The 23,693-nt window shown below is 23.5% G+C and carries 22 protein-coding genes; 12 read left to right on the plus strand and 10 right to left on the minus strand.

What is annotated here, in order from left to right; genetic code table 4:
* Nucleotides 1-94 precede the first annotated feature (94 nt).
* The 7 genes from ACJA27_RS01145 to ACJA27_RS01175 all read left to right on the plus strand — a co-directional run bounded on the left by ACJA27_RS01145 (nt 95) and on the right by ACJA27_RS01175 (nt 9,047).
* The gene (locus ACJA27_RS01145; protein WP_406618159.1) at nt 95-940 is read left to right on the plus strand and encodes a PQ-loop domain-containing transporter; all 846 of its coding nucleotides are present in this window, start codon (nt 95-97) and stop codon (nt 938-940) included.
* 67 nt (nt 941-1,007) lie between these two features.
* On the plus strand, nt 1,008-3,032 hold the full coding sequence (gene uvrB, locus ACJA27_RS01150) for an excinuclease ABC subunit UvrB (RefSeq protein ID WP_406618160.1): 2,025 nt from the start codon (nt 1,008-1,010) through the stop codon (nt 3,030-3,032).
* A gap of 2 nt (nt 3,033-3,034) precedes the next feature.
* Nucleotides 3,035-3,547, plus strand: a complete 513-nt coding sequence (locus tag ACJA27_RS01155; RefSeq protein WP_406618161.1) for a hypothetical protein — start codon at nt 3,035-3,037, stop codon at nt 3,545-3,547.
* A 19-nt stretch (nt 3,548-3,566) separates the two neighbouring features.
* Nucleotides 3,567-6,401: an excinuclease ABC subunit UvrA gene (gene uvrA / locus ACJA27_RS01160; protein WP_406618162.1), complete on the plus strand. Its 2,835-nt coding sequence runs from the start codon at nt 3,567-3,569 to the stop codon at nt 6,399-6,401.
* A gap of 10 nt (nt 6,402-6,411) precedes the next feature.
* On the plus strand, nt 6,412-7,161 hold the full coding sequence (locus tag ACJA27_RS01165; protein WP_406618163.1) for a hypothetical protein: 750 nt from the start codon (nt 6,412-6,414) through the stop codon (nt 7,159-7,161).
* Nucleotides 7,162-7,275: 114 nt separating this feature from the next.
* The gene (gltX, locus tag ACJA27_RS01170) at nt 7,276-8,679 is read left to right on the plus strand and encodes a glutamate--tRNA ligase (protein ID WP_406618294.1); all 1,404 of its coding nucleotides are present in this window, start codon (nt 7,276-7,278) and stop codon (nt 8,677-8,679) included.
* On the plus strand, nt 8,670-9,047 hold the full coding sequence (locus ACJA27_RS01175) for a hypothetical protein (RefSeq protein ID WP_406618165.1): 378 nt from the start codon (nt 8,670-8,672) through the stop codon (nt 9,045-9,047). Before gltX ends, ACJA27_RS01175 begins: the two co-directional genes overlap by 10 nt.
* 61 nt (nt 9,048-9,108) lie before the next feature.
* Here the strand turns inward: ACJA27_RS01175 and ACJA27_RS01180 are convergent, their stop codons facing one another.
* From ACJA27_RS01180 to ACJA27_RS01215, 8 genes are read right to left on the minus strand one after another with little or no spacing between them, the layout of a single operon-like run.
* On the minus strand, nt 9,109-10,152 hold the full coding sequence (locus ACJA27_RS01180; protein WP_406618167.1) for a YihY/virulence factor BrkB family protein: 1,044 nt from the start codon (nt 10,150-10,152) through the stop codon (nt 9,109-9,111).
* Between the two features lie 12 nt (nt 10,153-10,164).
* Complete coding sequence (gene gatB, locus ACJA27_RS01185; RefSeq protein ID WP_406618169.1) at nt 10,165-11,577, minus strand: Asp-tRNA(Asn)/Glu-tRNA(Gln) amidotransferase subunit GatB; 1,413 nt, start codon at nt 11,575-11,577, stop codon at nt 10,165-10,167.
* Nucleotides 11,570-12,895, minus strand: a complete 1,326-nt coding sequence (locus ACJA27_RS01190) for an amidase family protein (RefSeq protein WP_406618170.1) — start codon at nt 12,893-12,895, stop codon at nt 11,570-11,572. The genes gatB and ACJA27_RS01190 overlap by 8 nt, the downstream gene beginning before the upstream one ends.
* A complete protein-coding gene (locus ACJA27_RS01195; RefSeq protein WP_406618171.1) occupies nt 12,895-13,200 on the minus strand; it encodes an Asp-tRNA(Asn)/Glu-tRNA(Gln) amidotransferase subunit GatC in 306 nt (101 codons plus the stop codon). Before ACJA27_RS01195 ends, ACJA27_RS01190 begins: the two co-directional genes overlap by 1 nt.
* A 1-nt stretch (nt 13,201) precedes the next feature.
* Nucleotides 13,202-14,080 carry a pseudouridine synthase family protein gene (locus ACJA27_RS01200; RefSeq protein WP_406618172.1) on the minus strand — a complete coding sequence of 293 codons (879 nt, stop codon included), beginning with the start codon at nt 14,078-14,080 and terminating at the stop codon, nt 13,202-13,204.
* Nucleotides 14,081-14,127: 47 nt separating this feature from the next.
* A complete protein-coding gene (gene scpB, locus ACJA27_RS01205; protein WP_406618173.1) occupies nt 14,128-14,700 on the minus strand; it encodes an SMC-Scp complex subunit ScpB in 573 nt (190 codons plus the stop codon).
* A complete protein-coding gene (locus tag ACJA27_RS01210) occupies nt 14,690-15,445 on the minus strand; it encodes a segregation/condensation protein A (protein WP_406618174.1) in 756 nt (251 codons plus the stop codon). Before ACJA27_RS01210 ends, scpB begins: the two co-directional genes overlap by 11 nt.
* Before the next feature lie 11 nt (nt 15,446-15,456).
* A complete protein-coding gene (locus tag ACJA27_RS01215; protein WP_406618175.1) occupies nt 15,457-16,215 on the minus strand; it encodes a lysophospholipid acyltransferase family protein in 759 nt (252 codons plus the stop codon).
* Between the two features lie 207 nt (nt 16,216-16,422).
* Here ACJA27_RS01215 and ACJA27_RS01220 point away from each other — a divergent pair, with 207 nt between their 5' ends.
* Genes ACJA27_RS01220 through ACJA27_RS01230 form a run of 3 tightly spaced genes read left to right on the plus strand, consistent with a single transcriptional unit; the run spans nt 16,423 to nt 19,108 of the window.
* Nucleotides 16,423-17,220, plus strand: coding sequence for an energy-coupling factor transporter ATPase (locus tag ACJA27_RS01220; RefSeq protein ID WP_406618176.1), 798 nt, complete (start codon nt 16,423-16,425; stop codon nt 17,218-17,220).
* Nucleotides 17,211-18,197, plus strand: a complete 987-nt coding sequence (locus tag ACJA27_RS01225; RefSeq protein WP_406618177.1) for an energy-coupling factor transporter ATPase — start codon at nt 17,211-17,213, stop codon at nt 18,195-18,197. The genes ACJA27_RS01220 and ACJA27_RS01225 overlap by 10 nt, the downstream gene beginning before the upstream one ends.
* The gene (locus tag ACJA27_RS01230) at nt 18,197-19,108 is read left to right on the plus strand and encodes an energy-coupling factor transporter transmembrane component T family protein (protein ID WP_406618178.1); all 912 of its coding nucleotides are present in this window, start codon (nt 18,197-18,199) and stop codon (nt 19,106-19,108) included. The genes ACJA27_RS01225 and ACJA27_RS01230 overlap by 1 nt, the downstream gene beginning before the upstream one ends.
* A gap of 92 nt (nt 19,109-19,200) precedes the next feature.
* Here the strand turns inward: ACJA27_RS01230 and ACJA27_RS01235 are convergent, their stop codons facing one another.
* Complete coding sequence (locus tag ACJA27_RS01235) at nt 19,201-19,488, minus strand: hypothetical protein (RefSeq protein ID WP_406618179.1); 288 nt, start codon at nt 19,486-19,488, stop codon at nt 19,201-19,203.
* Nucleotides 19,489-19,494: 6 nt separating this feature from the next.
* Nucleotides 19,495-19,653 (minus strand): hypothetical protein, encoded by a 159-nt coding sequence (locus ACJA27_RS01240; RefSeq protein ID WP_406618180.1) that lies wholly within the window; start codon nt 19,651-19,653, stop codon nt 19,495-19,497.
* Nucleotides 19,654-19,867: 214 nt separating this feature from the next.
* On the opposite strand from ACJA27_RS01240, the gene ACJA27_RS01245 reads away from it, so the two are divergent.
* Nucleotides 19,868-21,430, plus strand: a complete 1,563-nt coding sequence (locus ACJA27_RS01245; protein ID WP_406618181.1) for a transglutaminase domain-containing protein — start codon at nt 19,868-19,870, stop codon at nt 21,428-21,430.
* 105 nt (nt 21,431-21,535) lie between these two features.
* Nucleotides 21,536-23,692 carry a helix-hairpin-helix domain-containing protein gene (locus tag ACJA27_RS01250; RefSeq protein ID WP_406618182.1) on the plus strand — a complete coding sequence of 719 codons (2,157 nt, stop codon included), beginning with the start codon at nt 21,536-21,538 and terminating at the stop codon, nt 23,690-23,692.
* The last annotated feature ends 1 nt before the right edge of the window (nt 23,693 follow it).

Below are 23,693 nucleotides of genomic sequence, written 5' to 3' on the forward strand. Positions count from 1 at the left end.
AAAAATATAGTAGATTATTATAAAACAAAGTAATTAAATTTATATAATAAAAATTCTTTTACATAAACATCTTTTATTTATAATTAATAATATTATGGAAAAATTTATTGAATTTTTTGGTATGAAATCTAATTATCAAACTTCAGGTTTCTTAGCCTCTTTATTTGGACTTGTAGCAGCCATTATGACTATTTCTATGAGTATTCCACAATTAGTGAAAATTTTAAAAGAAAAAAAAGTTGGAGAAATTAAATATTATTCATTTTGAATATTTTTTGTTGCTATAAATGGTTGAGTAATTTTTGGAGGTTTTTCAGCAGATAAATTAGTACCAGCGGTTTTTGCTAACGCAATTTGTTCTTTAATTTATATTGCTGATTTATATACATTGTATAAATATGCAAGTGGTGAAAAAAGAAAAAAAATGCAATGAGTAGTTTTAGGCATTGCTTCTTCCATCTCAATATCTTCTATTATTGCCGGAATGATAGGAACCTTTATGAAAGTTAATTTTGATGCTAATACAACTTCTGTATTATCAACTATTGTTCCTATGTTAACTACTTTTGCTTTTGCTCCTCAAATCCTTAAATCATTTGAAACTAAAAATTTTAAAGGAATGTCATTAGGTTTAGTAGTTGTGTTTTTAATTGCTAATGTATGTTGAATTTTATATTGAATTTTTGGATTAGCAAATTTAGGAATTCAAGGTTACATATTAAATGCTTTAGTATGACAAGTATTACAAGTTACAATTTATGTAGTTCAATTTATGATGCATATTAAATATGCTAAGATTGAAAAATTAGAAACTACTATTAAAGATAAGAATAATGATTATTTAAATGAATTAGCTAAAAAAGATGCTGAAATAAAAGAATTACAAGAAAAATTATTAGAAGTTAATAAAAATAGTGCTGAACAACCAGCAGAACAATAATTGTAAGAAAAACATAAAATAACTCTATTTTTGGAGTTATTTTTTAATAATAAATATAATTTTAATTATGAAAAATGGACAATATGAAAATGATATGAAATTTGAATTGGTTTCTTCTTATAAACCTTCTGGTGATCAACCAGAAGCTATCAAAGAATTGGTTGATAATATAAAAGAAGGAATGCAAAATCAAGTTTTGCAAGGGGTTACAGGTTCTGGGAAAACATTTACTATAGCAAATGTTATAAAAGAAATTGATCGACCAGTCTTAGTTTTATCTCATAACAAAACTCTAGCAAGTCAGCTATATAGTGAATTAAAAGGATTTTTCCCTCATAATAAAGTTGAATATTTTGTTTCATATTTTGATTATTATCGTCCAGAAGCTTATTTACCATCTAGTGATACTTACATAGATAAAACTAGCAAAATAAATGATGATTTAGATGCTATGAGATTATCAGCTATTAATTCTATTTTAACTAATAAAGATACTATTGTAGTTGCTTCAGTTGCGGCCATATATGGTGAATTAAATCCAAATGAATATTTTCAAAGCATTTACAATATAAGTGTAGGACAAAAAATTAAACGTAATGATTTTTTAAAAATATTGGTTAAAAGAAATTACCAAAGAAATGATGTGGATTTAAATACAGGTAATTTTACAGTTAGAGGTGATTCAATTTTTATTAAACCATCTTATGCCAGTGATGAACTTATACGTATTGATTTTTTTGGTGATGAAATTGAAAATATTTGCTTATGTGATAAAATTACAAGAATTAAAATTCAAGATTTTAAAGAATATAAAATTTTTCCAGGTGATGCTTATACCTTAAGTAACGACATAATGGAAAAAGCTTGTAATGAAATAGAAATTGAATTAGAAGAAAGGATTAAATATTTTCAAGATAATAATTTGCTTTTGGAAGCACAAAGAATTGAAGAAAGAACAAGAAATGATTTAGATTCATTAAGAGAATTTGGAATTTGCTCAGGAATAGAAAATTATTCAAGATTTTTGGATGGTAGAAAACCAGGGGAAAGACCATATACATTATTAGATTATTTTAAATTATCTAAAATTAAACCTTTACTTTTTATTGATGAATCACATATGATGATACCTCAATTAAATGCAATGTATAATGGTGATCATTCACGCAAAAAAACTTTAGTTGATTATGGATTTAGATTACCATCAGCATTAGATAATAGACCTTTAAAATTTGAAGAATTTGAAGAAGAATTTGAAGAATTTCAAAAGGTATATATTTCTGCTACTCCTGCAGATTATGAATTAAATAAAACACAAGGAGTTATAACTAAATTATTTATTAGACCAACAGGTCTTCTAGATCCTATTATTCAAGTAAGACCTTCAACTAACCAAATAGAAAATATTTATGATGAATTGCAAAAACAAAAAGCAAAAAATGAAAGAACCTTAATCTTAACAGTTTCAAAAAGAATGGCAGAAGAGTTAACTAAATATTTTCAAACTAAAAATGAAAAAATCGCTTATATTCATTCTGAATATAATACTTTTCAACGAAATGAAATTCTTAGAAAATTGCGTAAAGGTATTTATGATACGGTGGTTGGTATTAATCTATTAAGAGAAGGAATTGATTTACCAGAAGTTAGTTTGATTATGGTATTAGATGCTGATAAAGAAGGAATTTTTAGAAGTACTAAAAGTTTAATTCAAATTTCTGGTAGGGCAGCAAGAAATGCTAATGGTAAAGTTATTTTTTATGCTGATACGATTTCTAGAAGTATGCAAGAAACTATTGAAGACAATAAATATAAAAGGTTTTTACAAATTGAATATAATCAAAAACATAATATAGTACCCAAAACAATTATCAAACCTATTCCTGAACCAATAAATGGTGATGGGTTAAAAGGTGCTATTGAATTTTATTTTAAAAATACAAATGAGGCAAAAGACAAAAATTCAAAATTGGGAAAACAACAAATAATTGATGATTTGAGAAAGCAAATGAATCAAGCGGCAAAAGAATTAAATTATGAAAAAGCAATTGAAATTAGAGATTTAATTTCAGAAATTGAAAATAAGGAGTAAATATGCTAATAAATTTATTTTCAATTAAAAGCAACTCTAAACTTAAAACTCTTAAATTTAGTAAATTTTCTATTTATGAAGCAATTAAAAAAATATTAATTAATTCTCCAATTTTAGATAAAGAAGTTAAAAATTATTTATCTAAAAAAATCAATGAAAATAAAATATTAATAGATTTAGATGATGAATATGATGAATTCATTATTGTATTACTTTTAATTTTTTTAAAATATCACCATTTTTCTAATCCGGATTTATTTGTGTATTATGGTGGAGAAAGCACTCAAAAATGTCTTCAAAAACTTTCTTTTGAAGATGGACTTTTTTGACTTTACGACTATTTAGAATATGAAAAAGATGCATTAAAGTTTTTAAGCTATTTTATTTTTTTGAATAATGATTATGGAACAATAGATGATATTAAGCAAATCCTTAATTTTGATTGTTTTGAAAAAGGAGAAGATTTAAAACTTTATTCATTAGAATTAAATTTAAAGGAAATAACTATTTTATAGTTAAATAAGGAGAAAAATAATGAGCAATTATAATGATTTTTTAGTTATTAAAGGAGCTAAAGAAAATAATTTAAAAAATATAGATTTAACTATACCTAAAAATAAATTAGTAGTTTTTACTGGTCTTTCTGGTTCAGGAAAATCATCTCTTGCCTTTAATACTATTTATGAAGAGGGAAGAAGAAGATATGTAGACAGTTTGAGTAGCTATGCTAGACAATTTTTGGGAGGTACTTCTAAACCTTTAGTCGATTCTATTGAAGGATTATCTCCTTCTATTTCTATAGAACAAAAAACTATTCACAATAATCCACGTTCAACAGTAGGAACCATTACAGAAATTTATGATTATTTTAGATTATTGATGGCCAGAATAGGAATTCCTTATTGTCCAAATCATAATATTCCAATCAAAACACAAACTAATAAAGACATTATTAATTCCATTTATAAAAATGATATAAATTCAAAAATAATTATTTATGCTCCGGTAATTGAAAATGAAAAAGGAACTTTTGTAAATTTATTAGATAAATTGAGACAAGAAGGATTTATAAGGGTTAAGATAGATGAACAAATTTATACCTTAGATGACAAAATAGAGTTAGATAAAAATAAAAAACATAATATAGATATTATTATTGATCGTTTAATTCTAAATGAAGAAAATTATAATCGTTTAGCAGAAGCTATTGATATTGCAATTGATTATGGTAAAGGAATGGTTAAAGTAGAAGTGATTGATAAAAATATTACTTCTTATTCTAAACAACACTCTTGCATTTACAAAGATTTTGATATGCCTAAAATTGACACTAAATTATTTTCATTTAATTCTCCTTATGGAATGTGTCAAAATTGTAAAGGTTTAGGAGTAGATTTAAAGGCTGATTTTGATGCTATTGCTCCAGAAAAATGAAGAAGTATAAAAGAAGGTGGAATTAAATATTTTCAAAATACTGTTAATTCTCAAAATCTTGAATGACAAGAATTTGAAGTTTTATTAAAACATTATGATATTGATATTAATACTCCTATTGAAAATTTAACTGCAAAAGAAATTAAACTTATTAAGTATGGTTCTACTGAAGAAATTGAATATGTTTTAGAATCAGTTAATGGTAATAAATTACGAAGAAGTAAAAAAATTGAAGGTATTGTTTCTAAAATTGAAAGACTTTACATAGAAACAACTTCTGAAAGAATTAGAGATTGATTAAAACAATATATGGGGACTTTTACTTGTTCAGTATGTAAAGGTGCTAGATTAAATAAATATGCATTAGCAGTTAAAGTTAATGATTTAAATATTGAAGATTTTTCTAAATTGTCCATTCATGATGCTTTATTAGTTATAGAAAATTTAAATTTAACTGCTGAAGAAAATAAAATTGCTAATTTAATTTTAAATGAATTAATAAATCGACTTTCATTTTTAGAAAATGTAGGGTTAGATTATTTAACATTAAATAGAACTGCGGAAAGCCTTTCTGGTGGAGAAAGTCAAAGAATTAAATTAGCTACTCAAGTAGGTTCTAAGCTTTCTGGAGTTTTATATGTTTTAGATGAACCCTCTATTGGTTTACATCAAAAAGATAATGAAAAACTTATTGCTACTTTAAAAAATATGGTGGATATTGGAAATACTTTGATTGTTGTTGAGCATGATGAAGAAACTATGAGAATGGCAGATTACATTGTTGATATAGGACCTGAAGCAGGAATTCATGGAGGTAAAGTAGTTGCTCAAGGAACCATAGATGATATTAAAAATTCTCAAAAATCAATTACGGGAAAATATTTATCAGGAGAATGAAAAATAGAAGTTCCTAATATAAGAAGAAGTGGTAATGGCAATGTTATAGTTATTAAAGGAGCCAAAGAAAATAATTTAAAAAATATTGAAGTTAAATTTCCCTTAGGAAAATTAGTAGGGGTTACTGGTGTATCTGGCTCAGGAAAGAGTACATTAGTTAATGAAATTTTAGTTAAAGGTATTGAAAAAATGTTAACTAAATCATTAATTAATAAAAAAGTAGGAAGTTTTGAATCTATTACTGGATTAATCAATGTAGACAAAATTGTACAAGTTACCCAAAACCCAATTGGTAGAACTCCTAGATCAAATCCTGCTACTTATACTTCTGTTTTTGATGATATACGTGAAATTTTTGCTTCTGCTGAAGAATCAAAAAGTAGAGGTTATACTAAATCAAGATTTAGTTTTAATGTTCCTGGTGGTAGATGTGAAAAATGTGATGGCGATGGTTATATAAGAATTGAAATGCATTTTTTGCCCGATGTTTTTATACCTTGTGATCAATGTGATGGAAAAAGATATAATCGAGAAACATTAGAAATAAAATATCACAATAAAAATATTGCTGATGTTTTGGATTTAACAGTAGATGAAGCATATATTTTATTTGCTAATAGAAATATTATTAAAGATAAATTACAGACTTTAATAGATGTTGGTTTGGGTTATATAAAATTAGGTCAATCTTCTACAACTCTTTCAGGTGGAGAAGCACAAAGAATTAAATTAGCAACTTATTTACAAAAAAAACCTACTGGAAAAACTATTTATGTTTTAGATGAACCAACAACGGGATTACACACTCATGATGTTAAAAAATTATTAAATGTATTAAATCGTATTGTAGATGGAGGAGATACTATTATAACTATTGAACATAATTTAGATGTAATTAAATCTTGTGATTATTTAATTGATTTAGGTCCTGGTGGAGGAATTCATGGTGGTAAAGTAGTAGCAACAGGTTCACCTGAACAAGTAGCAAAAATTTCTGATAGTTTTACCGGACAATATTTAAAAAAGATTTTAGAATAAAAGGAATTTTATGGAATTATTATTTACATTAATTTTTGCTTTTCTTTCAGTTATCCCAATTATTGATACTGGTGTTATTCATATTTTTAATAATTTTATTGATAAATCTATTAAAAAGAATGTATTTTTTAAGTTTCAACAAAAGCAATTGAAGTTTTACTTATTACAAAATATATTTTCAATTTTAATAAATATAATAATAAGCTTATTTTTTGTATTAGTTATTTTGGATTACTATCGAGTTTTAAATATGAATTTGAATAATAAACTAAAATATGAAGATTATCAAGTTAGTCATATGACATTTTTAGGAATTTCTATAGCTTCATTAATATACACATTTTATGTAATGATAAAAATATGTATAAATATCGCAAAACAAAAAAAGTTAAAAGAAATAAAAATAACTTATGATGAAATAGAAAATTTTGATTTGTTTAAATATGATTATAAAAATAATATTAATTTCACTATAAGAAAGAAAAAATGGATATTTAGAGAAAATGTTTTAAATTTAAATATGATTTTTTCATATATTAATAACGCTTCTTACATAAGAACTAAAAAAGGATTTTATAAATATTTTATTATTTGAGCATTAAATTATTCTTCATTTGATACAAATGTAAAATTTGATAATGTTCAAGATAGAATCATTTATATATTTAAATGTTTTAAAAATATTCTTTTTGCACAAAGAGAAATTGATGAAAATCTTTTTATAGAAATATATAATAAAACCTTAGAAATAACTAAATAAATTTTATGAATATACCTATAAAATAGGAATAAAAATAAAAATAGTGATAATTAAAAAAGTTATTACTATTTTTATTTTTATCAATATAAATGTATAATAATAAACATTATGAATATAAAAAAAATAAGAACTAGATATGCTCCTAGTCCAACTGGATATTTACATATTGGTGGAGCTAGAACAGCATTATTTTGTTATTTATATGCTAAACATTTTAGTGGAGATTTTGTATTTAGATTAGAAGATACAGATGTTAAAAGAAATGTAAAGGATGGAGAAAAATCGCAATTAGATAATTTAAGATGGTTAGGAATTATTCCTGATGAAAGCCCATTTAAACCTAATCCTAATTGTGGCAAATACCGCCAAAGTGAAAAACTTGAAAGATATCAAGAAATAGCGAACGAACTTATCAAAAAAGGTTTAGCTTATAAAGCATATGACACTGCTGAAGAATTAGAAAAACAACATGAAGAAAGCAATAAAAAAGGTATTCCTTCATTTAGATATGATAGAAATTATTTAAAGCTTTCTAAAGAAGAAATTGAAAAAAGAGATAAGGCAAAAGCTTATTCTATTCGTTTAGAAATGCCAAAGAATAAAACATATGAATGGGAAGATTTGGTTAGAGGAAAAATATCTTTTGCCTCTAACGAAATTGGTGATTGAGTTATTCAAAAAAGTGATGGTTATCCAACATATAATTTTGCTGTAGTTGTTGATGATCATGATATGAAGATAACTAATGTTTTAAGAGGTGAAGAACATATTACTAATACTCCTAAGCAATTAGCTATTTATGATGCTTTAAAATGAGAACCACCATTATTTGGACATTTAACAGTAATAACAAATATGGAAGGAAAAAAACTTTCAAAAAGAGATACTTCTTTAAAACAATTTATTGAAGATTATAAAAATGAAGGTTACCATCCTCATGCAATTTTTAATTTTTTAGCTTTATTAGGTTGATCACCTGCTGAAAATATTGAAATAATGTCATATGAAGAAATTATTAAAGCATTTGATCCAAGTAGATTAAGCAAATCTCCTTCTAAATTTGATATTCAAAAAATGCAATGGTTTTCAAAACAATATATTAAAAATATTGATACATTAGAATTAATAAAAATATTAAAACTTGGTAAAGAATCAAATCAAGAATGAATTAAATTATTTGTAGATACATATAAACAAAATGCTTATACTTATTCTCAAATTTTAGAATATAAAAAAATATATGATGATAGTTCAAAAACAATTGTCCCACAAATAGAGAATAATGATATCGAAGTTATTAAAACTTTTTCAAAACTTTTAAATGAAGTTACTTTTACAATCGAAAATATTCAAAACACAATTAATGAAACTCAAAAATTAACTAATAAAAAAGGTAAAAATTTATTTATGCCTATTAGATTAGCAACTACTTATGTAGAGCATGGCCCTGAATTAGCTAAAGCAATTTATTTATTTGGCGAAACAATAATAAAAGAAAGATTAAAGAAATGAAATTAAAATTTAAGTCAGAATATGTGCAAAATGGTCAACCTGGAAAAGTTGAATTCACTTCAGAATTATTGAAATTCGAAAATAAAGATGGATTTTATCATTATGAATTTAATGACCCTGAAATCAATACATTAGTTTCTATAAAAATAGAAAATGATAAAGCATATATTAATTCAGTAGGTTCTAATTTAGAATTTGTTTTAGGACAAGAAGTTTTAAATAAATATAATATAGAAACAGTTGGAGAAATAGAAATTATTAGTTTATTAGAAAAATTAGAAACTAAACCAAATTTTCATTTAATTGAATATTTATTAAAAGTTAATGATTTAATTATAGGAACTTTTAAAATAGAATTAGTTATAGAAAAATAATTTATTCCACTTGTTTATAGTAAAATAAAGAAAAATATGTAGGTTAAATTTCTACATATTTTTAATTAAATTTATTATTTTTCGATATAGTACGAGTTGAAAAGAAAGTTTTGTAATAAGCTTCGTTTGCTACTATTCCTAAATACATAAAGTAAGTTAAAAAACTTATAAAAATAGCAACATACATAAAGATTCCTACAATTCCATATTTCCCATAATTTATTAAAGAAGTTAAAGAACCGAATAAACCTATGAATATAACAATAGGAATAGTAGTAATTAGTATTCCAGGATTTATCATTGCTCATGATAATTTAAAAGAAGGAGCAGCTTTGTATAACATTCCTATTCCAAGATAAGTGATAATAAATAAATAAATTAAGAAAGAAGTATAAAAATATATATTTTGTGCTAAAGAGTTACTTATATTTTTATTAAAAGCGTCATATAAAAATATATAAAAAGCAGAAGTTAAAAATAAATAAACGATAATTCCAATAACTATAAGCATTCCTTTAAGCCTGTTTTTTAATCAATTCCCTAAATTAGAATGATTATAAATATAATTTTGAGAATATATAAATTTACCAAAACCCGATGATGCTAATCAAATAGAAGAAATTAACAAAATTATAATTGTGGTATATGTGGCAGCAGCATTTAAAGATGTTAAACTTTTGCTTAAATCTATTAAGCTAGAAACCCCAGGCAAAATTTTATTGATAATTTGTTCAACAAATATTTTTTCATATCCCGGAATAATTGAAAGCATAAAAATAAGTAAAGTGATAATAGGGACAAAAGAAATAAGAAAATAAAAAGCAGTAGAATATGGGATAAAGCCAAAATCTTTTGAATTAAATTTTTTAAAAGTTCGATCAATTAATTCATTAGTTTTAGTTTTGTTTTTAAGAACAACTTTTGAAATTACCATTCATAAAATAATTTTTATGAAAAATTTAATAATTTTTTCAAAAAAAACAAATTTATTTTCTTGTTTTTTTACAATATTTTTACTTATTCAAGAATTTTTTAATTCTCTGTTATAAATATTTTTTATTTTCTTTTCTTTTCAAAAAGGAATAATTTGATATTCTTTTTTCATATTAATTTAATTTTACTTATTTTTTAGAATTTCTAACGTTAAATCATTAGCAATAGTTGGATTTGCTTGTCCATTAGAAATTTTCATTACATTTCCTAAAATTTGTTTAATAACTCTTTCGGGTCTATCTTTATATTCATTTATCAGGTTAAGATTTGTATCAATTATTTCATTAATCATTTTAGATAAAATGTTTTTATCACTTATTTGTTCTAAACTATTATCTTTAATAAGTTTATTTAAATCACCTTTAAAGTTGGGCAATAAAGTAATGAGTTTTTTAAATGATTTACCTGAAATTACTTCCTTATCTAATAGTTCTAACGATTTTTCAAGTAATTTATTAGAAATATTTAAATTTAAAGGATGAATATTTTTGAAATTTGCTAATGAAACAATTTCAGCAAAAAACAATTTAGATAATTTTTCACGATCTTTATATTTAATAGAATCAAAATATTTAGATAAATCTATGTCATCTAATAAACTATTTATGTAAATAGGAGAAATATTTTCTCTTTGATATCTTTCCTTTTTTTCTCAAGGCAATTCATTTATTCTAACAGATGAAACAAATTTTTTACTTAGCTTAATAAATGGAATATTTGGTTCAGGGAAATATTTATAATCAATAGCAGAAGTTTTAGTTCTCATTACTATATTACTTTGACTATTTTCATCAAATCTTTTGGTTTGTTGCAAAATAGGAATATTTTTAAGAATTTGTTCTTTTTGATAATTTATTTCAAAATCTATAGCAGTTTTGATTGCTTTGAAACTATTCATATTTTTAATTTCAACCTTAGTTCCAAATCCCTGATATCCTATTGGTCTAATTGAAACATTAACATCTGCTCTTAAAGAACCTTGTTCCATTTTGGCATTAGAAATGCCTAATGCTAAAGCAGTTCTTCTAATCATATCTACATAAGCAACTGCTTCTTCAGAAGAACACATTTCAGGATATGAAACAATTTCGATAAGAGGAACACCAGCACGATTATAATCTAATTGAGTGTATTCATTATGATGTTGTCTAGCAGTATCTTCTTCTAAATGAATTCTTTCTATATTTATAATTTTTTCTTCATTTTTAAGTTGAATTTTTAATTTACCATTTTTACCAATTGGTCTATAAAATTGAGTAATTTGGAAACCTTTAGGTAAATCTGTATAAAAATAATTCTTTCTATCAAAATGTAATTCATCATCAATTTCCATAGACAAAGCTTTAGCTAATTTTATTCCTGAAATAACTGCTTCTTTATTTATTAAAGGTAAGGTTCCGGGATATCCCAAATCTATTTGATTAGCACAAGTGTTAGGAATAGCATTAAAATCAATAGGAGCTGGAGAAAACATTTTGGTTTTAGTATTTAATTCTAAATGAATTTCTATACCAATAATAGTTTCAAAATTATTCATATTTATCTCCTTTTATAAATTCTTCAAATCATAAAGCATATGATAATAAATTTTCATCTTTATAAATAGCAGCATCTAAGGATAAATTAACAAACAAGTTGTTGTAATTTATTCAAGGAAGAGAAAGGGAAGGATTGCCAGTTAAGTTAGCACCAGTTAAAATATAGTCCATATAACCATTGTTAATTTTTTCATTAAAAAGAGGTGCTATACCTGAAGAACAAGGAAAAATAACCAAATCTGTTCTTTTATGTAATTTATCAAAATAATTTTTAATAACTCTTCTTACTTTTTGTGCTTTTACAAACATATCTTTTTGATTATTTGAATGAAGAAAATATGAACCCAATGTTAATCTTTTTTGAACCATATAACCAAAACCTTTACTTCTAGTGTTAGTCATTATTTGTTCTCAATTATCGCCATCTATGGTATTTCCAAAACTAATCCCATTTAGATTAGATAAATTTGAGGAAGCTTCAGAAAAAGAAATGATGTTATAAACTGGTTTAATAGCAAAAAGTAAATATTTATTTGGCTTTATTATTTCTATTTTTATATTTTCTTTTTGAAGATTTTTAATTAACTTATCATAATTATTTTTTACATATGGTTTTAAAAAATCTAGATCTAAAATAATAAGTTTTTGAGGTTTGCTTTTTTTAATATTGCTTAAATCTATATCTTTAGAAGTAAAATCTTTTTCATCTTTACCAAATAAACTTTGAGAAACTAAAGCAATATCATTAACATTATGAGCAAAATAAGCAACAGTATCTAAACTAGAAGCATAAGCAAACATTCCATATCTACTAATTGCTCCATAACTAGGTTTAAATCCAACTTTTCCTCAATATGAAGCTGGTAAACGTACACTATCTCCAGTATCTGAAGCTAAAGCAAAAGATATATTTTTGGTAAAAGTAGCTATAGAACCAGAAGAAGAACCACCAGCATAACGATTTTTATCCTTTTGATGATGAATTAATCCATAACCACTAAAAGTTCCTGTTCCTCCAAGTCCAAATTCATCGCAATTAACTTTAGCAACTTTAATTGCTCCTTCATTAATTAATTTTTGAACTGCGGTTGCATTATAATGAGGAAAAAAATTTTTTAGAATTTGTGAAGAGCTATTAGTAATTGCATCATTAGTAGCAAAATTTTGTTTAATAGTAAAAATTGCATCATTTAATAAAGCTTTTTTAGAATTTAAATTTTTAATAGATTTTTCATAAATAAAAGAAACTGCATTATTATCATCATTTAAAAGTTCTTTTTTTGCCTTTTCAAAATCACCTAAGTTAATTAATTTCATTATTTAACCACCTTATCATTTACTATTACATAATCAGTATCTTTTTGATGTGCATTACTTAAAATATTGTCTTTACTTATTGATGAATTCATATTAGGTTCATCTTCTCTTAGAAAATCTATCAAAGGTTTTTCATCTATATGAGACAAAGGTTCTATATTTGTTGTATCAATTTTATTTAGAACTTTTAATTCATCTTCTAAATTATTTCAATCTTCTAAAATTTGGTTTATAACTTCTGGTTTAGGTTCTAACATAATTGATTTTACAATTTCTATAAGTTGTTCTTTTGTTGGTTTAACCATTTTATTCCTTTCATTTTTTGGGTTCTAAAATGAATTCTTTATTATTTAAATAACTTAGTTCATTTTCCAAATTTCTAAATTGAACTTTATAACAATGCAAAAATAAACGCATATCATTTTTAGAAAAATTTTTATTATATTTTTGATCTCCAATAATTGGATATCCTAATCAAGCGCTTGTTGCTCTAATTTGATGTTTTCTTCCAGTTTCTATTTCAGCATAAATGTTTTTATCAATGTTAAAAAAATGAGTAATTGCTAATTTACCTTTTGATGACTTTTCATTATAAACATTTACTTTTTTATTATTTTCATCAATTTCTATTTTGTTTTTAACAATTTGATTAATTGGGGTTTTCATATTATTTTTTAATAAATATGTTTTTTGAATAGTATTTTTATTTTCTAGTAAATATCTTAAAGTAGAGTAATTTTTTGCATAAATCATAATTCCACTTGTGTTTCTATCTAATCTTCCAATATGAGAAGGTTTAAAAGGAGAATTATTATGAAAATTTAAATAATTTAATACTTGTTCATCTAAACAATTTACTTCACTATGAACATTTGTTTTATGATCTTTTTCAACTAATAAAATATTTTGGTCTTCATAAATTATTTTTAATTTTGGTTTTTTTATTTCACTAATATATTCATTTTTTTCAAAATTCAAATTAGTTTTATAATTACAATAATAAATAATTTCATCTTGATTGTTTAGTAATCATTTTTTATTATTAGTTCGTTTATTATTAACTTTAATTTCTTTAAGTCTAAACATCTTTTCTATCTTTGAAATAGGTAAATAAGGAAAAAGTTTAATAGTAATTTTATATAAATTTCTTCCTTGATCATTAGAATCGCATTGGTATTTAAACATATAAAAATAAATAGATAAAGGTGCAAAAATGCACCTTTAGTTTTTAATTAATCTTGACGTTGACTATCAAATAAATTAAAGTCTTCTGCTTCATTTTCAGTTCCATCAACGAAATTAAATTCAGTTAATTTAGGTAATTCAGCTAATGATTTAATTTTAAAGTAATCATAAAATTTATTGGTTATTCCATATAAAATTGGATTTCCAGGAGTGGGAGAAATCCCTACTTCTTCTACCATTCCTTTTGTTAATAATGAGTTTAAAACTTGTTCACTAGCCACTCCTCTAATGTTGTTTATCATTGAACGAGTAACTGGTTGTCTATAAGCAACAATTCCAACAACTTCAATAGCAGCAGCTGAAAGTCTTTGTTTTTTAACTACTTGAACCATTTTTGTAATGTAATCTTTATATGTTTCTCTTGTAGCTAATTTATATACATCATTAAAATTAACAACTTTTAAAGCTCCATCTTTATCATTGTAATCTTTAAAAAAATCATTCATTACTTTTCGAGCTTCAGCAATAGTTTGTAAACCAAAAATTTCTTTTACTTGATTTAAGGTTAATCCTTCATCACCTTGTACATATAATAATGCTTCTAATATTTTATTTTTCATATTCAGGTCCTTTAATAAATGTTATTATTCCATATTGTTCTTTTTGATTAATTATAATCTCTTGTCTTTTTGAAAGTTCCAAAACTGCAATTAGAGTTATCACAAAGTGATTTATTGATGGTAGAACAAAAATTTCTTCAAAAGTTACTTCATCTTTATTTTTAAATAAATTTCTAATAAAGGGTATTTGATCTTTAGGCGTTAAAGTAAATGTTTCTAACTTTGATTGTCTTAAGTGTTGAGCATAAGTTCTTTCAAACATTTGTCTTAATACTTTAATTAAAGTAATTGGGTTCGAATTACCATCTAATTTTGAAGGATCAGCTTCTGCATAGAATTCTTCAACATTACTTGGAGCTTTAATAAAAATATTTTTTCTATCTAATTCATTTGTTTTTAAAACTGTTGCTATTTCTTTAAATTGTTGATATTCTGCTAATCTTCTTAAAATTTCTCTTTTATCTTCTTCAATTTCAGGTTTTTCTTCTGGAGTATAAAGCACCATTTTAGTTTTTAATTGTAACAAAGTAGCAGCCATAACAAGATAATCACCAGCAATATCAATATCTTGTTCTTTTAAATTTTGAATAATGGCCAAATATTTAGTTGCTAAATCTGCCAAATCTATATCCATTATATTAACGTTTTTATCTTGAACTAAACTTAATAATAAATCTAGAGGTCCATCAAAATTTTCTAATTTAATGTCAAAACGTTTATCATCTGTTTCATATAAACTATTCATATTTTTCCTTTTTAATTATTTTCTTTCATTTTTTCTAATTCTTCTACTATTAATTTTCTAATTTTTTCAGCTAAAAATTTAGTATCCATTGAAATAAAACTACTTGGTTTAATAGGGGTTAAGAATTTAATTTTAATAATTAATTTTTTATTTCTTTTTTTGTTTAAAGCATCTCTTGTATCACTAATGGCAACAGGAATAATAGGTAAATATTCTTTCATTGCTATTTTAAATGCACCAGGTTTGAATTCACCTAAATCATCTTCCATTACTCTTGTTCCTTCAGGAAAAATTACACCATACCTAGCATAATCTTTAATAAAAGTTCCAAAATCGTTTAGAGTTTTTATAGCTTCACGAATATTATTTCTATCTATAAAAAATGTATCTAATAAACTAGCAACTTTTTTTATAGTTTTGTTTTTTTCTAATTCTTTTTTAGCTAAAAAACAAGGCATTTTATTTGGAATATTTTCAGATTTTCTTTGTGATTCTAATGCTGCTAATACCAAAATAGGATCAATGTTTGACTTATGGTTAGGAGTTAGGATTACCGGCCCATTATTGGGTAAATTTTCATAACCTTCAATTATTAGTTTAACATTGTATCATTTAGCAAATTTTTTAGCATATGCTAACAATAAATTATTTCTTTCTAATGGGAAAAGACCTTCTGGATTTCTTTTATAGCTCCTTGCTTTTCTCATTAATTTTAGATATTTTAGAAGAAGTGAAGGTCATAGAAAAATCATTTTGCTATTAAAACTCATTGATTCTCCTTTCTTGATAATTTATATTAATAAATATTAATATAATAATTTTATATTAAAAAGCATAATTATTATTTTTTCTAATATTCCTTTTAGATATAAATAAAAGTTTATTTATTAAAAAGAACAAATGATTTTATAAATTAACCAATTATTTTTTTAATTGCTTTTAGTTATATTTTTTTGCTTCATATTATAATAGAATACATGATTAAGATAACTGATTTAGTTTTTCAATATCCAGGTAATAAAACAAATGCTTTGGATGGAATTAATTTAGAAATACCACAAGGTAAATATGTGGCTATTTTAGGACATAATGGTTCTGGTAAAAGTACTTTTTCTAAGTTATTAGTTGCTTTGTATAAACCAAAAAGTGGAAAAATTGAAATTGATGGCATTGAAATAAATAAAGGGACTATTAAAGAAATAAGAAAAAAAATAGGAATTATTTTTCAAAATCCAGATAATCAATTTATTGGGGCTTCAGTGGAAGATGATATTGCTTTTGGCCTTGAAAATCAAAGAGTTCCACAAAAAGAAATGAAAAAAATTATTGATGAATTAGCCACTAATGTAGAAATGATTGACTATTTAGAAAGAGAACCCCAGTATCTTTCTGGTGGACAAAAACAAAGAGTGGCAATCGCTTCTGTTCTTGCTCTAAATCCTAAAATTATTATTTTTGATGAAGTGACTTCTATGCTTGATCCTGCTGGAAAAAGAAAAATTTTAGAAATTATTCATAAAATTCAAAAAGAACAAAGTAAAACTTTAATTTCTATTACACATGATATGGATGAAGCAATTTTAGCAGATTATTGTATTGTGTTTTATAAAGGACAAATTTTGGCTACTGGTTCACCTAAAGAAATTTTAAAAAATCCTGAAATTATTGAAAAAGCTAAAATAGATTCTCCTTTTATTTACAAATTAAGTGAAAAATTAAATGGAATTGAAGAAACATATGATAAGGAGGAATTGATAAATCAATTATGCAAATAAATATAAATAATTTAATTCATATTTTTGATAAAAAAACTCCTTTAGAAACAAAAGCTCTTGATGATGTTAGTGTTCAAATTAATCAGGGAGAATATGTAGGAGTAATAGGGCAAACAGGTTCAGGAAAAACCACTTTTATAGAACATTTAAATGCTTTATTATTACCTAATTCAGGTTCAATTGAATGAGTTTTTCAAAATGAAAAATTTAATAAAAAAACAAAAGAAAATATTAAATTTATAGATTCTTTTTCTTTAAGAAAAAAATATCCAATTGAGATAGAAAAAAAGAGATTTGGCAAAACTTATAAAAAAACTATTTTTGAAACAAACTTTAGAACTAAAGTTAAAAAATCAAAGGATTTAAGAAAAAGAGTTGGAATTATTTTTCAATTTGCTGAATATCAACTTTTTTCTGAAACTATTAAACAAGATATTGCTTTTGGTCCTATGTCTTTTGGAGTTAAAAAAGAAGAAGCATATGAAAGAGCAAAAAAATATCTTAAATTAGTTGGACTTGATGAAAGTTATTTGGAAAAATCACCTTTTGGATTATCAGGTGGTCAAAAAAGAAGAGTGGCATTAGCAGGTATTTTAGCTATGGAACCTGATGTTATTGTAGCAGATGAACCTACTGCTGGATTAGATCCTGCTGGAGTTAAAGAAATTTTAAATATTTTTAATGCATTAAATGGACAAGGTAAAACAGTTGTTATAGTTACACATGATTTAGATAATGTTTTATCAGTTACTAAAAGAGTTCTTTTATTTAAAGATGGAAAAATTGTTAAAGATGGTGAAACTTATGAAGTTTTAAATGATACTAATTTTTTATATGAAAATAAATTAGAACCTCCTAGATTATTAGAATTTGCTAATGAACTTAGAAATAAAGGTATAGATGTACCTAAGGTAAAAACTTTAGAAGAATTAGTTATTTATTTAAATTTATATTTAGAAACTAAAGGAGGTAAATAATGAAATCTATATTTGGTCGTTATTTGCCTAGAGATAGTTTTATTCATAGACTTGACCCTAGAGTCAAAATCATTATTAATATTATTTATATTGTTTTAGTTTTTATTAGTAATTATTTTATTACTAGTTTATTATTACTAATTCCTATTTTCATAGCCTTTATTGTTGCTAATAGAAGAATATTACCTTTAATAACTTTATGAAAAATGCCAATTTTAATTGGAATTGTTATTTTTTTAGTTAATTTATATACAGTTAATAATTTAAAAGGTGAAGATTATCATATTATTAATTGATTTGGAAAAGAATGATGAATTAATAAAGTTAAAATAGATAATGGAAAAATTTTAGGATATGGGGTTTTTAAAGAAAACATTATAAGAACTTTATCTTTAATTTTAAGAGTTTATATGATGATAATTACTACTTCTTTATTAACAAATACTACTAAACCAATTTTATTAACAAGAGCTTTAGAAGATTTAATGTGACCATTAAAATTTTTATTTATTCCTGTTCATATTATTGCTATGATTATTTCTTTAGCTTTAAGATTTATTCCTACTCTTTTAGATGAATCTAAAAGAATAATGAAAGCACAAGCATCTCGTGGCGTTGATTTTAAAAATGGCAAATTTAAAGAAAAAGTAAAATCTTTTACTACTTTAGTTATTCCACTTTTTATTGCTTCTTTTTCAAAAGCTGATGATTTATCTAATGCTATGGAAACCCGTGGATATGATCCATATGCTAAAAGAACAAGATATAGAAAATTAAGTTTTTCATGAAGAGATTTTTTAGTTTTATTAGTTATTGCAGGATTAATTACATATATTATTCTTTCTCAAAATTTTGATGTTATTCCTGTTAAGAATTGAACTTGATATGTTTTTACTAAAACTAATGTTTAAAAACCAAAAATAAAATTTTAATTTATTGTTATATAAAAATCGGAATTAAATTTTCCGATTTTTATTAAAACTGAAAATTTAATTTTCAATAATTATTTTTGAACTTTATATTTTTTAATATCTTCTATATGAAATGATTTAAGCATTTTAATATTTTCTTTCATTTCTTTAACATCATTTTCAATAGGTTTTAATCTTTGCTCAATAATTTCTATTACATCATGTTTAGTAACCATTTTTTGTTTAATTAATGAAATTTCATCAATAATAGGTTTGATTTTTTCATCAAACTTTTGATCAAATTTTTCATCAAATTTCTTATTAAAAATATTACTAATGATATTAGTTAATTGTTCAATGGTTAAGTTTCCTACCGTCATATCTGGCTACTTTGGTGGTTCTACTACTTTTAGTTTATCTAAATTACAATCAATAATAAATCTTACAATTTTATTTTCATTAATATTAATCATATAGTATTTAATATCATCATATTTAGAAATTTGTTTAAATATATATGTTTTTGTTAATTTATTTTTTATCATTTTTTCTCCATTAATTAAAAAATTTAATTTTGGTGTATTACCTACTTATATATGTCCATTTTTTGCAAAAATGTCAAAAAAATTTTAATTAATTTGAAAAATAGGAATTTTTTATTTTTAATAAACTAATAACTCACTAATTTTAATAATGTTGTATGTATTTATAAATTCATATTTTTATTTTTAAATAAAATTTTTACTTATAATAAAAGATATGAAAAATCATAGAAAAAATAATATTTTATTTTTAAATAGTTTAATAGTTTTTGCAACTGTTATTTTTTCTAGTTCTTGTTTTCCTACTAATTTTTTTAAAAAAAATATTGATAAAAATAAACAAAATAATTTTGATAAAGATTCTCAAAATAATAATTCAAATTCTTCCAGTATATATCCTATAACCGAAAAAATTGCTAGACAACAAATAACTAATGAAATGATTAAAATTAATGAAAAAGAAAAAACTTTTTATTTAAATAAAATTAATAATATTTTGGGTAAAGAAGAAGCAAAATTTTCTAATAGTAATAATGTTGTTAGAGAATGAATAAATACTGTTAATGAATTAAAAAATAAAATTATTAAAGTAACTAATCTAGTTTTTGAAAAATATTCTTTTAGAGAAAATAGATATTTAAATGACAAAATAGCATTTTTAAATTTTATTAATAATTATTTAGATCTATCTAACAGATCAAATAATAAATCTATAAATGATTCAACATTATTACCATATAAATCTTGGATTCAAAAAGTTATACAAAGCATCAATACTCAAAATTTTTCAGATCTTTCAATTAATTATGATTTTTATATGCAAGTTTTTAAAGAAACAGATGAATATTTAAATAAAGTTATTAAAAATTTTGAATTAGTTTTTGATATAGAAGATGCTTATTATGTTGATTATGAAAAGTTAGATTTTATAAATAAAATTAATTCCACTAAATACTTAAACAAAGATTATATTTTTAACCTTAGAAAAAAATTATTAACTTCTGGAAGAGCAGAAGTTAATAACAAACCTTATTCTAAACCTTTTATTTTTGAAGGTGATAAAAATCCGGATGATGGTACAAATATTTTAGATATGGTTTATGACTTAACTGGTGGTTCAAATTATTTTAATGATATAACCTTTACTAAATATTTTAAAAATCCCTTAAATAATGCTTATTCTTTTAATTTTGATTATCGAACTGAAAATGCTGGAGAAGAATTAGAAGTGGATAAATTAGTAAGAAATGTGATTCCTAAAATTATTAGTAAAAATTTTGATGATATTAAAAAAATAAAAGCAGTTCATAAATGAATTGTTGAAAATACTGAATATTTTTTAGGTCAAGATAATGAAACTAATAAATATAAAATAAGAAGTCCATATGCTTTTGTTGCTAAAACCGATGTTGTATGTGAAGGATATGCTAGAATGTTTCAAAAATTTATGACTTTTTTAAATATTCCTTCATGGTATATTACTGGTGATGCAATTAACAGTAATAATCAAGTGGAGGGTCATGCTTGAAATATGGTTAAAGTAAATAATAAATATTATTTTGTTGATTGCACTTGAGATGATCCGATTAAATCAAGTAATATTGATAAACATAATATTCATCATAAAAGTATTGATGCTTATGAAACTACTTATTTATTAGTTCCTTGAAGTGAATTTAAAAATCGAAGAACCATTTCAGAATCTTTACAAAAATTACATGCTCAAAGAAAACAAGCAGGAAAATCATATTTAGATTTTTTTAATATTACAAATAGTTAAAAAGATAGTTCTTACATTTTTGTAAGAACTTTTTTATTATTAGTATCTTAAAAATTAAAATATATATAATTTAATAATTATTTTATGATACAACAAGGAGAAAAAATGAATAATATTTCCATTACTTTTGTTGCTAAAAAACTTAAATTAACTGAAGAACAAGTTAAAGTAGTTTTAGACTTATTGGCAGAAGGAGCAACTATACCTTTTATTGCTAGATATAGAAAAAATGCTACAAATGGTTTAGATGAAGAACAAATCGCTCAAATCAATGATATTTATGTTTACAATGTAGAATTAAATAAACGTAAAGAAGCAATTATTAATATTTTAAAAGAAAAAGATTTATTAACTGAAGAAATTGAAAATAAAATTAAAGCTGCTGAAACCAAATCCGAAGTTGAAAATATTTATGAACCATTTAAAGTTGGTAAAAAAACAAAGGCTTCAGAAGCTATTGCTTTAGGATTAGAACCTTTAGCTAAAGCTATTATGGATGCAGATAATGAAACTTTCAGCCCTTTTAAAGAAGCAGAAAAATATTTAAATGATAAAGTTCCATCAGTGGAATTTGCACTTGAACAAGCACAATTTATTATTTCTCAAATTATGTCACAAGATATTGAAACAAGAAATTATGTTAAAGATCAATATTTAAATTATGGACAAATAGTTACTTCATTAAAGAAAAATGCTGAAGATACTAAAGAAAACTTTAAACAATATTATGATTTTAGAGAAAAAATAAATCATATTCCTAACTATCGAGTTTTAGCTATTTCACGTGGAGAAAATTTAAAAATTTTAAATTATGATTTAGAAACTAACCAAAAGAAAATTATTTATGATTTAAATAATAAATATTTTAAAATCAAAAGAACTGGTTCAATTATTTTTAATAGTTTAAAAGATTCTTTAGATAGATTGATTATCCCATCAATTGTAAGAGAAATTAAAAATGATTTATTTGAAAGAGCAGAAAAAGAAGCAATTAAATTATTTGCAGAAAATCTTGAATCAATGCTTTTGTTTCCAGCGGTTAAAAATAAAAGAGTTTTAGCAATTGATCCAGCTTATGTTAATGGATGTAAAATTGTTGCTTTAGATGCTAATGGTAACTTATTAGCAAAAAATATTATTTTTCCTAATCCTCCTAAAAAACAGGTAGAAAAAGCAAAAGAAATTGTTAACAAATTTTTAGATCTTTATAAAATTAATGTTATTGTCATAGGTAATGGAACCGCTTCTAGAGAAACCGAAGCTTTTATTGCTTCTATTATTGAAGAAAGATCAGAGAAAAATCCTAATGAAGATATTGCTTATGCTGTAGTTTCTGAAGTAGGTGCTTCTGTTTATTCAGCTTCTCCCTTAGCACAAAAAGAATTTCCTAATCTTCATGTTGAAGAAAGAAGTGCAATTAATATTGGAAGAAAATATCAAGATCCATTAAATGAATTGATTAAAATTGATCCTAAATCAATAGGAGTTGGTCAATATCAACATGATGTTAATCAAAAAGAATTAGAAAAACAATTAAAATATAAAGTTGATAAAGTAGTAAACCTTGTAGGTGTAGATTTAAATACCGCTACTGAAGAAATTTTAAAATATATTTCTGGTTTATCAACTTCTGCTGCTAAAAATATTATTGAATATCGTAAAGAAAATTCAAAATTTAATAATCGTGAAGAACTTAAAAAAGTTAAAGGATTGGGAGCAAAAGCTTATGAACAAGCAGTAGGTTTTTTAAGAATTCATGATTCTAAAAACTTTTTTGATAAGACACAAATTCATCCTGAATCTTATGATTTAGCTAAAAAACTTATTCAATTAATTGAATTGGATTTAGATGAAATTGATCTTCAATTATTAGAAAGACAAAACCCTAAAAAATTAGCTGAAGAATTAAATTCTAATGAATATGACATTAACTTAATTTTAGATTCATTAAAAAACCCTTCAAAAGATATTAGAGATAGTAAAGAGGGATATAAATTAAGAAAAGATGTATTATCAATCAATGATTTAAAACTAAATGATATTATTGATGGAACAGTTTTAAATGTTACTGATTTTGGAGTTTTTGTATATATTGGAATTAAACAATCTGCTTTTATTCATATTTCAGCACTTAAAAAAGATCCCAATCATTACATTAAAAACCCTAGTGAAATTTTAAAACCAGGAGATAATATTAAACTTCAAATCATTGAACTTGAACCTGAAAAAGAAAAAGTTAAAGGAAAATTAATTTATGAATAAG

It is taken from the genome of Mycoplasmopsis lipophila, from assembly GCF_045276895.1.
GTDB lineage: Bacteria > Bacillota_I > Bacilli_A > Mycoplasmatales > Metamycoplasmataceae > Mycoplasmopsis > Mycoplasmopsis lipophila.